Consider the following 12488-nt stretch of genomic DNA (forward strand, 5'->3'; position numbering starts at 1 on the left):
GGTTTTCATTTCATCAATTTCCCAAAGTGTAAGAAATAGAATTTGAAAGAACTTTTATTTGTTTGATTCTCTCTTTATTTTTTGTAAGCTCTTTACATCTGACCACTCTTCTATAGACCCTGCGTCCGGAAAAACTGTAACTACATTAAAATTCGCACCTTTTTCTTTTCCAATTTGTTTAGCAGCTAATAAATTCGCTGCCGCAGACGTTCCTATTTTCATACCAGTTTCATTATAAAAACGTGCCATTTCATACAAGGTTTCTTCATATGAATAAGTCCATTGTTTTTCTATCAAATTGTCTTCCTGTTCTATGAAATGTTGTTTCCTTCCTAAGCCAAACCCACCTGATCCAGCATATTTCTTTAAATCATTCAGTGGTTGTTCGGAACCATAAGGCAATTCAGCAGGCATTACTAAATGTAGCTCAACATTTTTGGTATAATTCTTTACTTCTTTATAGACTCCCATTAGAGTTCCACCAGTACCAGCAGATGCTACCCATGCGTGTATTGGTTTTCCATTCATTTGTGTAATAATTTCTCTGCCTGTACCTTCTATATGACTTAATAGATTTGCGTTATTATAATGTTGGAATAAAAAGTATAACTCTGGTTTTTGTTTGCTAATCTCAATTGCCTTTTCAATTACTGCGTAGAAACCCATACATTTATCAACTAAAATCACGTTAGCTCCATAACACTCAAGTTCATTTAGTAATGATTTACCAGTTCCAGAACTTAAAACTAACGTGCATTCAACCTCTAAATAATAACAAATATAACTAATTGATCTCGCTAAGCTTCCACCACTATACTCTAAGATAGGTTGTTTTTTGTCCGCTTCTTGTAAATATTTATTAATCATTCCAAGTGCAGCTCTATCTTTAATCGATTCTGTAGGGTTGTGCCATTCACATTTAGCATAAATAGAAAAATCCTTCGTTTCTTCGCATTCTAATTTAATGAGAGGTGTGTTCCCAACATTTTTAGCAAACTCATTAAAATGCTTTAATGTCATACTTCTATTCCTCCTACATAAATTATATTTATTTTTAGCTAAAATACTTTCTACATTTTCATAACTCTCTTAACTAAATCTTTTTATATAAAAATCCCTACAAATGCTGTAGGGATTTATGACTAAATCATTTTGTTACACTACATTACATACAAAAAGAGCTTCTTTATTCAAATGCATTCATAAGCACAATTCTCCAACCATCTGGATCCTCTATTGTGATCCCTTTCTCTATCCAATACGGATTTTCTGGTTCTACCTCATGATAGCCCATATTACTTAATCGATTCACTATTTTTTCAATTTCATCTTTATTAGGCATATAAAAAACTAGTAAATTATCTTTTGTCGGTGCCGGACATGGACTTCCATTAACGTGCGTTGTAAACTCCAAATGATACTCGGCATCCGGTAATCCAAACATAACCCCATCATATCCTTCATGATGGTGAAATTCTCCTATACGCTTTAACCCTAACCCCGTCTCATAAAAACTTATAACTTCTTCAAATTTATCTGTTGGTCTTGCAATTCTAAATTGAACCCAATTCTTCATGCAAATCTCCTCCTTTTCATTTTCCAAAGCTTTATAGTAATCATTATAAGTTACATATATTTCCTTTCATATCCCTCATTAGTATGAGAACTACCTAAGTTGAAAGACCTATTAGTTTATAAATAGTAGGACTTTAGTATTAAATTCATATAAAAGTAGTTATATAAATATTGAGATGAAATAAATAGTTATTTCTTATATTTTATTACGTATGAAAAAGTTCTCCTTGCAGAGCCTTTATATACCGATCAGCAGACCTTTGTACAGCCTTATTCGCATCTTCCACCACACCATGAAATGCATTATATAGTCGACTAAATTGGATATCTTTTACTTTCTCTGCCATATCTCTAACTTTATTCGCTGGTAATGGAATGAGATTTGGATAACTATACATAAAACTTACCCATTTTTGATCAGAAACTACTTGTATAATATCACCTGATAACAAAATTCCTTTCCCTTCGTTACCTTCTTTCCAATGCATAACAGTCCCACCCTTAAAATGGCCTCCTAAGCGATGCAATGTAAGTTCTTTCGATAATATCAAATGTTCCCCAGACCAAAATTTAATTTGTTTACTCGGGCGAACCACCCACTCTTTATCATCTTCATGAATATAGATAGGTACATTGAATGTTTCCGCCCATTTTACTTGTGTAGAGTAATAATGTGGATGAGAAAGTGCTATTGCTTGAATACCACCTAAATCATATATACTCTGAATCGTCTTATCATCTAAATAACTAATGCAATCCCACATAACATTTAGAGTTTTACTTTGTATTAAAAATGCTGTTTGTCCAATTGCAAATTTAGGTTTTGTAGTAATGCTATACAAACCACTTTCTTCTTTTATTATTTCATTTTTGTATAAATTGCTATTTTGCATAGTTTCTAATGTTGTCCATGACTGCCCAATTGGATTCACATATTGCCTTTCCTCATTACAAATTTTACAACTAGAAGGCGCTTCTTCATTTTCAGGATACTGCACTCCACATGTAGTGCAAATATAATTAACCATATTCCCACTCCTTTATTAAATTTAATTGTTCTTATACCAATATTTTAATAGAAAACAAAAATATTCGAATCAATAATTGGAATGAAAATGAAGTGATACGAAAGTATGATGAATCCCTTTTCGTTTTGATACCCGTTCGTCTAAAAAAGCATATACTTCATTATTAAAAGAATTAAATTTAATGCTTGAAAATTTTCATAATAAAGTTTAAAATTACCCTATTTTTTCAAGACTACAATTGATACAAAATCTTGCATACTTTTGACCAAACTTTTTTGTGCTTGTAAAAAAGTTTTTTTGCAATTACCGCCCTATAATTGCTAATATAGTAGAGTAGAACTTTTATAGAGAGAAGGAAAATTATGCACAATGGAATTCGAATGACAACTTTAGTAAAAAGGGCTATGTTGATTTGCGCGGGGATATTATTTACATACGAAGCAACTTTAGGATCAACACATACTGCTCTAGCAAGTACAGAGGATGAAACAAAATCTGTTCAACTTGTAAGTGAAATTCAATCATCTCTTGCACCGAAAGAAGCTCCAAAACAATATAACGGGCAAGTCAGAAAAGTCGCTTACTTAACATTTGATGATGGTCCTGGAAAATACACAGCCGAGCTTTTAGATATGTTAAAGAAAGAAAATGCAAAAGCAACATTCTTCCTAATCGGTTCAAATGTAAAAGCATTCCCGGAACTTGTAAAACGTGAAGATGCTGAAGGCCACTATGTTGGGATGCACAGTATGACTCATAACTACAAGAAACTTTACACAGAAGGTCATTACGTAGATGAAATGAAGGAAGATCAAGGCTTAATCGCCGGCGTTCTAGGTAAATCGCCTGTATTAACTCGTCCATCTTACGGCTCAATGCCAGGATTAAACGAAGCTCTTCGCAACAAAGTTGTCGAAAATGGCTTAAAAGTTTGGGATTGGACAATTGATTCTTTAGACTGGAAATATAACAAAATGCCTGTTGACGCTGCATCAGCTAAAATTGTAGAAAACGTTCTTAACGTTGCTAACAAACCAACTGAAGTTATTCTTATGCACGACATTCATCCTCAATCCGTTAAAGCAGTACCTGGAATTATAAAAGGACTGAAAGAAAAAGGATATGAATTAGAAGCCTATAATGAGAACGAACACTTCCCATTAAACTTCTGGCATGATAATCGTATGTAATATGAAAGACTCTATTTCCTCTAGTAGGTTATTGAGTCTTTTTTTCGTATTGGGCATTACTTCTCTTATATTCGATTCCCTTCCTTTATATCAATAGAAAATAAAAATTACATTAATTTAACTTAAAAACAAAACATGTTATTCTAAAAACGACTAGTACGAAATTAAAACATATATAAAAATACAGTAAAAAATTTAGGATTGAATATACAAATTCAATCCTATTTTTATATTATCAACACTTTAGCACATATTACTCTTAAGGAGTGATGTGTATATGGATTTTCTTTCAGCCGAATATTTGTCTGCCCTACTTGCCATCATTGTAATTGATTTAGTGTTAGCCGGTGATAATGCCATTGTAATTGGATTAGCAGCAAGGCGATTACCGAAAGAACAGCAAAAGAAAGTGATTATATGGGGTACTATCGGGGCAATCGCGATTAGAGCCCTCGCTACCTTAATTGTCGTTTGGTTATTAAAAATACCAGGACTACTTCTAATTGGTGGTGTACTCCTTATATGGATTGCATACAAATTAATTGCTGAAGGCAAAGATCATGATATTAAAGCAGAAGAAGGATTTTGGTCTGCTATTAAAACCATTATCATTGCTGATGCATTAATGGGTATTGATAATGTGCTCGCTGTTGCAGGAGCTGCGCATGGTAATTTTTCTTTAGTCATCATCGGACTATTAGTATCCATTCCAGTCGTAGTATGGGGTAGTACATTAATTTTAAAATGGGTGGACCGATTCCCTGTCATCATTACAATTGGAGCAGCTGTTTTAGCTTATACTGCCGCGAAAATGATTGTAGATGAGAAATGGTTCGCTGGATTTTTCGAAAGTAACCCTTTCATAAAATGGGCCTTTATCATTATTATCATTGCCGGTGTAGTATTCTTTGGAAAGATGAAACAAAAAAAGAAAGATATTTCTATATCATAACAACGGTATATGCACAAACAAAAGCGCTACTCATAGGAGTAGCGCTCTTTAATATTTATTTCGTTTCCCCGTCTTCAGTCGTCTTTACCTTCGTTTTATTTTTATCACGATGGTTATAGTTGTACTTCGAACGATCTACCGGTGTAAATCCTTCCGGTGTATAGAATCGTAATAAGTCACCGTTTACGACTTGATCAGAGTATTTCAATGATTTTTGAACCATTTGTTCATTTTGTTTTATTTCGTCTGTTAATTCAACAGGGTTACCAGTCGCTGTATCATAGTATTTGCCGTTCAGTGCAGTAACTGTTGGACTTACGTAGTTACCGTTACGGAATGGAACAACTTGTTTATGCTCTGGTGATAATAAATCGGATCCGAACTGGACATAATTTTTTGTATCAGTACCTAGTAAGTGTAATAACGTTGGAAGAACATCAATTTCTCCTCCGTATTGATGCTGTACGCCGCCCTTCATTCCTGGAACTCGAATGATTAATGGTACACGTTGCAGTTGTGCATTTTCAAATGAGTTCATTTCTTTACCCATTATTTGAGACATTGCTGTACTATGATTATCGGAAATACCGTAATGGTCACCGTACATAACGATAATTGAGTTATCGTATAAACCAGATTGTTTCAAGTAATCCAAGAATCCTTTTACAGACTCATCTAAATAACGTGCTGTTTGGAAATACGTATCTACTGATGAATCGCCTGTTTTAGCTGGTTCAATCGTCGCTTCCTCTTTATCAATCGGATAAGGGAAATGGTTCGATAGCGTAATGAACTTCGTATAGAACGGTTGTTTCAGTGTTTGTAGTAACGGAATAGATTCGTTAAAGAACGGTTTATCTTTTAATCCATAGTTTACTACATCTTTTTCGTTCATATCGTAGTATGACGCATCAAAGAATTTATTGAAACCAAATGATTTATAAATATCGTCACGGTTCCAGAATGTTTTATAGTTACCGTGGAACACTGCTGATGTGTATCCTTGTTGCCCTAAAATAGCTGGTGCTGATTGATACGTGTTATGAGCTTTATTTGTAAAAACAGATCCTTGTGGTAATCCAAACATTGAGTTTTCAAGCATGAACTCCGCATCAGATGTTTTACCTTGACCTGTTTGATGGAAGAAGTTATCAAAATATAACGTATTCGCATCTTTTGTAAATGAATTTAAAAACGGTGTAACTTCTTGCCCATTTAATTTGTAATTAATTAAAAAGTTTTGGAATGATTCTAAATGAATATAAATTACGTTCATTCCTTTACCTTTACCGAAGTACTCAGGATTTGGACTTGCATATGTTGACGCAAGATAATTTCTAACCTCTGTCATATTATCTCCATCAGCTAACGCTCGTTCTGTTGATGCTTTCGCACTTTGAATGCCATCATAAATCGTATAGTTGTATGCCCCTAAATATTTCACAATATAATTACGATCAAACGTTCTAGTTAATAGTTCAGGACGATCAGATTCTGCAAGACCTAAGTTAATGCTGAATAATAAAATACCTGCTACAAATACTAGTGATAATTTATGTTTCGCAACACGAATTGGTTTTGGGTTTGCAAATTTTGTTGCGACCAAAACAATTAAAATGATTGTATCTAAGAAATATAGTGGATCATATACGTGTAGCAATGCAAAAATACTACCACCTAAATCTCCAAAGTTATTCGTTTGTGTTAATGTCGGGAACGTAATAAAGTCGCTGAAAAAACGATAATATACTACGTTTGCGTATAAAAGTATAGACATTAACAAATTAATAACAATTAACCAAATGTAAGCACGTTTCCCCTTTGCGAATAATGCAAGTCCTAAAAATAGAACTGCCGAGCTTAACGGGTTGAAAAACAGTAAAAACTTTTGGATTGTGTTGGATATCCCTAAGTTAAATTCTGTCACATATGCTGCGTATGTTTTTAACCAGAATAAAATAATGGCAAACACGAAAAATCCAAAGTGATTGCTTAACACTTTCTTACTCTTTAATAGTAATTGTTTCATCTCTCCACCTCTTTTGATCATCCAAGGCTTATTTTGATATAAGTCTGTCTCTCTATTCAATTTTCATCTTCATATAGATTTTATTTTTTTAACTATATGAAGAATATTAGTAATTATAATTTGTAGCTTTTATTTATTCAACTATTTCTTTTCAAACATTTTGACCTTGGTTTCTATTTAACAAAATACTTTTGTAACATTTTCTGTTTTCTCCCAAGTCTCATCCACTAATTATGACTCCACATACTATATACCTTTATTCACTGCTTCGCAAATAAATATGTCTCCAGTTCTGGAACATTAATGTAATATAATGAAATTCACAATAGAAAACACTTGTTTTTTTGATGCATTTTATATCGCTTCATGTATTTCAAGTTTATTCATGCTGCAGCCATTTCTCTATATGCAACATCAAAATATCTTTCAACCTCTAAAGTTATTTCTGTATAATTATTCACGGTTCATAAAATCAATGATTATAAAAAAACCTCACTCTCATTACGAGAGCGAGGTTTTTCATCATTTATTATTGACCTTTGTACATTGCATCTACTTGTTTTTGAAGTTCTTCATTTTCTAAGAACTCATCGTAAGTAGCCTCTTTATCGATTACACCGTTTGGCGTTACTTCGATAATGCGGTTTGCAATTGTTTGTACGAACTGATGGTCATGAGATGTGAATAACATTGTACCTTTAAATGCGATTAAACCGTTGTTTAATGCAGTGATAGACTCAAGGTCTAAGTGGTTCGTTGGATCGTCAAGTGTGATTACGTTTGCACCACTTAACATCATTTTAGATAGCATACAACGAACTTTTTCGCCCCCAGATAATACAGAAACGTTCTTTTTAACTTCTTCACCTGAGAATAACATACGGCCTAAGAAACCACGTAAGAAGCTTTCTGACTCATCTTGTGGAGAGAATTGGCGTAACCAATCAACTAAGTTGGAGTCACTGTTCTCAAAGTATTTAGAGTTATCTCTTGGGAAGTAAGATTGAGATGTTGTAACGCCCCATTTGAATGAACCGCTATCTGGCTCCATTTCACCCATAAGGATTTTAAATAATGTTGTCATCGCAATATCGTTACGACCGATAAATGCAACTTTATCACCTTTATTTAAAGTGAAGTACACATTATCTAACACTTTTTCGCCATCAATCGTTTTAGAAAGACCTTCAACAGTTAATAAGTCATTTCCAATTTCTCGCTCTGGTGTAAAGCCAACGAATGGATAACGACGTGATGATGGTCTAATATCATCTAATGTAATTTTATCTAATAATTTTTTACGAGAAGTTGCTTGTTTCGCTTTAGATGCGTTTGAGCTAAAGCGTGCAATAAAGTTTTGTAACTCTTTTACTTTCTCTTCTTTTTTCTTATTAGCATCTTGTGTTAATTTTAAAGCTAATTGGCTTGACTCATACCAGAAGTCATAGTTACCAACATAAAGTTGAATTTTACCGAAATCAAGATCAGCCATGTGCGTACAAACTTTATTTAAGAAGTGACGGTCATGGGATACAACGATTACTGTATTTTCAAAGTTCATTAAGAAGTTTTCTAACCATTGAATCGCTTTTAAGTCCAAGTGGTTGGTAGGCTCATCTAATAATAGAATGTCTGGTTTACCGAATAAAGCTTGAGCAAGTAATACTTTTACTTTCTCTGCCCCAGTTAATTCTGACAATTTCTTATCATGAACATCTTCACCAATACCTAAACCTTTAAGAAGGATTGCAGCTTCTGATTCTGCTTCCCAACCGTTAAGCTCAGCGAACTCACCTTCAAGTTCAGCAGCACGCATACCATCTTCATCACTAAAGTCTTCTTTCATGTAAATGGCATTTTTCTCTTGCATTACTTTATAAAGTTGCGTGTGACCCATAATTACTGTTTCTAATACTGGGAACTCTTCATATTCGAAGTGGTTCTGTTTTAATACTGCTAGACGCTCACCTGGCGTAATATGTATATCACCTGTTGATTGTTCGATTTCTCCAGATAAAATCTTTAGAAATGTTGATTTACCAGCACCGTTTGCTCCGATTAAACCGTAGCAGTTACCCGGCGTGAATTTTATGTTAACATCCTCAAATAATTTGCGATCCGCGAAACGCAAACTAACGTTACTTACTGTAATCATTTGTGTCCTCCTACTAATACCGCTTATTTCAGCGTTTTCTCACCGATTGTCTTAAAAAATCGCATATTACGACTCAATTATTGTAGACTATAGCTATTATATAGTAGAAGATGGATGAATAGCAACGGTTGATTGCTATTCATCCCTTTTCTACCTTGAATAAAATGTATGTTTTTAACGAAACAATATTATATAGAAGCAAATTTCATAATGAATAGAGATATGAAAGATGAAGAATTTGTAAAATATAAAGATGTGATGGACAAGTTTATTAAATAAGAAAAATCCCCTTTTAAAAGGGGATTTTTCTTATTTTCTTTTGCTTAATTTCTTCGTATAATTCTTCATTTTATTCGTTAACCCTATTAAAGCAGGTAACAATATTGGCATTACAATAATAGCTAATAGTAACAGCGCAACACTAACAACAGATGCTACTTGTATAAGTGTCAATACACCTGAAGGGATTAATGCAGCAAATGTACCACCTAAAATAAGTGCCGCTGATAATACGACTCCTCCTATGTGACGAGAGGCATTTACAATTTTCGTTGCTGGGTCTCCCTCTAACTCATTGTAACGCATCATTACGAAAATGCTATAATCCACACCTAAAGCGACAATCATAATAAAACTAAAGAATGGTACATTCCAGCTTAATGACTCTACGTTTAGTAAGTGTGTACTAATTTGTTCACTTATACCAAGTGATGCAAAATAAGCTAATATTAAAGATCCAATAATAAAGATTGTATTTAAAAATGACCGTGTAATAACGAGTAATACAATCGCAATTCCAATTAACATAATCGTAGCTGTACGTAAGAAATCTTGACCTGTTACTTCTTTTAAATCAACGTTTCTAGCAGTTGTACCGCCGATCGCTTTTTTGACTGATTTTAATTCTGTACCATTTAACGTACCGTCTATCGTTTTATTAATATCTTCAATGATTGGCATCGCTTCTTTTGAATACGGATTTACGTCTAAAATGATTGTCATTTTAGCAGTCTTTCTATCATGTGACATATACGTATTCAATGCTTTTTGGAAATCTTCTCCGTCTAAAACTTCTTTTGGAATATAAAATTCCTCAGAGCTTTTTGATTCATTCAGTTCTCCTAAATATTTCTGAGCATCCCCTAGTCCGTTACTTACCTTTTCAAGCCCTTCTGTACTTTTAGATAATCCTGATTGTAATTGCCCCATCTGTTCTTGCAAGTCTTTCAGCCCGGTTAATAATTGGCCTTGCCCATCATTTATATTTGTTAATCCGGTTTGTAACTCAGATGACTTGTTCGCAATTTGTTTTGAACCTGAAGCACCTTCATCTAATCCATTTTTAAGATCAGCTGCTCCTTTTTGTAATTTAGTAACTCCATTGTTCATTTCTTTTAAGCCGTTATCCACTTTCAATAACGATTGATTTGCTTCTTTAAATGAGCCCATCGCTGCTTTATGCTGCGTTGCTAATTGATTTAATTCATTGGAAAGCACACCTAATTGCTTTTGAGCCTCTTTAGCAATTCCTATCGTTTGCAGTATGTTCGGATCATTTGCTAATTCTGGTTTCGTTTGAATGAAATTGGTCATTAGCATTTCAATTTGTTCATAGCCTTTTTTCGCACCATCAATGGCTTGAGAAATACTTCCGAAGTATTGATCGTAAGAACTTAAACCTTTTTCTAACTGCGAATAACCAGCATGAAGTTGTGAAGTTGCATTAGATAAAACGTTTATATTTTCATTTACTGAAGTTAATCCACTCTCAATTTGCTGCGCACCTTGTGCTCCGTCATTTATACCACTTGATAGTTGATGTAAAGCTATTCCTAATGCTGTTACACCGTTTTTCGCTTCGTTTGTTCCATCAATTAACTTTTGAACGTTTGCAAGACTATTTGAGTCTTTACTACCCATTTCATCTTTCGCAGTAGTTAATCCATCATTAATTTCCTTTATACCACCATTAGCATCTCCTAAACCTGTATTTAGTTCTCCCGCTTGTTTATTTATATATAGTTCTTTTATCCTTTCACCAGTTGGACGCGTCGGTGAATATACTTCTGAAACACCTTTCACTTTCAAAATCTTATCAGTTAGTTCATCTAAAGTTTGAAGAGAACTCGCCTCGTCTAACTTGTTATCCGATTGAATGACTAACGTACTTGGTGAAGAAAAACCAGGTGGAAAATGCTCTTCAATTACGTTTATCCCCATTTTCGACTCATATTTATTATCTACTTCAAATAAATCATTGTAATTTAGTGTATTAGAGTATTTCATTACGAAAGGAATCGATATCACAAATACAATGATTAAAGCTGCGAATGGTCTTACTACTGAGTTTTTCGCAAGAAATCCCCATAAACGACTATCCTCATGGCCTTTAAATGTTTTTACTGGATAAAACATTCCTTTTCCTAATAGCACCATGAAAAATGGATTTAACGTAGTTAATACGAGTAATAATACTGCGACACCAATTGCTACGGCTGAAGTAGATTGATACAGTTTAAAACTCGCTAAAGCAAGAGATGCAAAACCAATTAGTACTGCTATTCCGCTATATAAAACGGTTTTCCCTGCCGATTTAAACGTTTCTTTCGTAGCTAAAAATGCATTTTCTTGTTTACTTAATTCTTCCTTAAACCTTGTATATAATAAAATGTTATAATCTGTTCCAACCCCAAACAGGACAACAACTACAAACACTTGTGTAAAATTAGAAAACGGAAAATTAAATTGATCTACTAAATGAGCAATAATCCCCATTGAAACTAAGTACGATACACCAACTGTAAGAAGAGAAACGATTGGAACAATTGGTGAACGAAATACAATGATTAATACAACTAAAATGAAAATGATAGAAATAATTTCTGTCTTTTTCACTCCCTCTTGAGAGGATGTAAGAAAATCACCCGCTATTAAATCACTTCCTGTTAAGTACGTTTTAACGCCCTTCGGTTTAATGTTATTATGAAGCCCATTTGCAATTTTTGATATTTCACCATGTTTTTTATCCACAGAGATTTGCGTTAAAATAGTCGTATTGTCTTTAGATATCAATTGTTTTTCCAAGTCTTTATTATCTAAATGTGAAACAACTTCCTTAATTCCTAATTGCTCTTTTTCATTTTGCAGGGCGTTGATTGTTTTTATTATTTCATCTTTTTGCTCCGCTGTTAAAGCTGCTTTACTTCCACTATTAAAAACAGCTATAACATCATATTTTTCTGTCCCGTCTTTATCCATCTCTCTTATCATTTTGTCAGCGATACTACTTTGCTCTGTATTAGGAATCGTAATATGCCCTTTTTCTTTCACTAATTTATCCATATTAGGCATCGTTACGATCATTGTAATAGTAATAACTATCCATAATAGAAAAGATAAACTTCTCCAATTTTTTAGCTTACTCATATTTATCATCTCCCGTTTTGAAAGTTTCACGTTAGTTTAAGAATGAATATTCATTCCTATTATTTTGAAACTATTTTTAGGAATGAACGTTCATTCCTATCGTTCTATTAATTTATTTTATAAACTCTATTAA

The 12488-nt window shown here is 33.5% G+C and carries 8 protein-coding genes; 2 read left to right on the top strand and 6 right to left on the bottom strand.

The features are described 5' to 3' along the window. Positions 1-54 precede the first annotated feature (54 nt). The 3 genes from MR115_RS03060 to MR115_RS03070 form a co-directional block, all read right to left on the bottom strand. On the bottom strand, positions 55-1020 hold the full coding sequence (locus tag MR115_RS03060; protein ID WP_242239801.1) for a pyridoxal-phosphate dependent enzyme: 966 nt from the start codon (positions 1018-1020) through the stop codon (positions 55-57). 166 nt (positions 1021-1186) lie between these two features. After that, positions 1187-1576 (bottom strand): VOC family protein, encoded by a 390-nt coding sequence (locus tag MR115_RS03065; RefSeq protein WP_242239803.1) that lies wholly within the window; start codon positions 1574-1576, stop codon positions 1187-1189. A gap of 205 nt (positions 1577-1781) precedes the next feature. Further along, complete coding sequence (locus MR115_RS03070) at positions 1782-2603, bottom strand: MBL fold metallo-hydrolase (RefSeq protein WP_097843549.1); 822 nt, start codon at positions 2601-2603, stop codon at positions 1782-1784. Between the two features lie 362 nt (positions 2604-2965). Between MR115_RS03070 and MR115_RS03075 the strand changes: the two genes are divergently transcribed. Continuing rightward, positions 2966-3793 carry a peptidoglycan-N-acetylglucosamine deacetylase gene (locus MR115_RS03075; RefSeq protein ID WP_132132590.1) on the top strand — a complete coding sequence of 276 codons (828 nt, stop codon included), beginning with the start codon at positions 2966-2968 and terminating at the stop codon, positions 3791-3793. A gap of 277 nt (positions 3794-4070) precedes the next feature. Next, positions 4071-4745 (top strand): TerC family protein, encoded by a 675-nt coding sequence (locus MR115_RS03080; RefSeq protein ID WP_242239805.1) that lies wholly within the window; start codon positions 4071-4073, stop codon positions 4743-4745. Between the two features lie 55 nt (positions 4746-4800). Here the strand turns inward: MR115_RS03080 and ltaS are convergent, their stop codons facing one another. The 3 genes from ltaS to MR115_RS03100 all read right to left on the bottom strand — a co-directional run bounded on the left by ltaS (position 4801) and on the right by MR115_RS03100 (position 12355). Next, positions 4801-6774, bottom strand: coding sequence for a lipoteichoic acid synthase (ltaS, locus tag MR115_RS03085; protein WP_242239807.1), 1974 nt, complete (start codon positions 6772-6774; stop codon positions 4801-4803). A gap of 529 nt (positions 6775-7303) precedes the next feature. Then, positions 7304-8929, bottom strand: coding sequence for an ABC-F family ATP-binding cassette domain-containing protein (locus MR115_RS03090; RefSeq protein WP_000633871.1), 1626 nt, complete (start codon positions 8927-8929; stop codon positions 7304-7306). Positions 8930-9238: 309 nt separating this feature from the next. Continuing rightward, positions 9239-12355, bottom strand: a complete 3117-nt coding sequence (locus MR115_RS03100) for an MMPL family transporter (RefSeq protein ID WP_242239808.1) — start codon at positions 12353-12355, stop codon at positions 9239-9241. Positions 12356-12488: the final 133 nt, after the last annotated feature.

Source organism: Bacillus cereus group sp. BfR-BA-01309 (genome assembly GCF_022664315.1).
Taxonomy (GTDB): domain Bacteria; phylum Bacillota; class Bacilli; order Bacillales; family Bacillaceae_G; genus Bacillus_A; species Bacillus_A mobilis.

What these genes read in the sequence shown, in the direction of transcription:
- MR115_RS03060 (WP_242239801.1), bottom strand. Translation starts at nt 1,020, where the DNA reads ATGACATTAAAGCATTTTAATGAGTTTGCTAAAAATGTTGGGAACACA.
- MR115_RS03065 (WP_242239803.1), bottom strand. Translation starts at nt 1,576, where the DNA reads ATGAAGAATTGGGTTCAATTTAGAATTGCAAGACCAACAGATAAATTT.
- MR115_RS03070 (WP_097843549.1), bottom strand. Translation starts at nt 2,603, where the DNA reads ATGGTTAATTATATTTGCACTACATGTGGAGTGCAGTATCCTGAAAAT.
- MR115_RS03075 (WP_132132590.1), top strand. Translation starts at nt 2,966, where the DNA reads ATGCACAATGGAATTCGAATGACAACTTTAGTAAAAAGGGCTATGTTG.
- MR115_RS03080 (WP_242239805.1), top strand. Translation starts at nt 4,071, where the DNA reads ATGGATTTTCTTTCAGCCGAATATTTGTCTGCCCTACTTGCCATCATT.
- ltaS (WP_242239807.1), bottom strand. Translation starts at nt 6,774, where the DNA reads ATGAAACAATTACTATTAAAGAGTAAGAAAGTGTTAAGCAATCACTTT.
- MR115_RS03090 (WP_000633871.1), bottom strand. Translation starts at nt 8,929, where the DNA reads ATGATTACAGTAAGTAACGTTAGTTTGCGTTTCGCGGATCGCAAATTA.
- MR115_RS03100 (WP_242239808.1), bottom strand. Translation starts at nt 12,355, where the DNA reads ATGAGTAAGCTAAAAAATTGGAGAAGTTTATCTTTTCTATTATGGATA.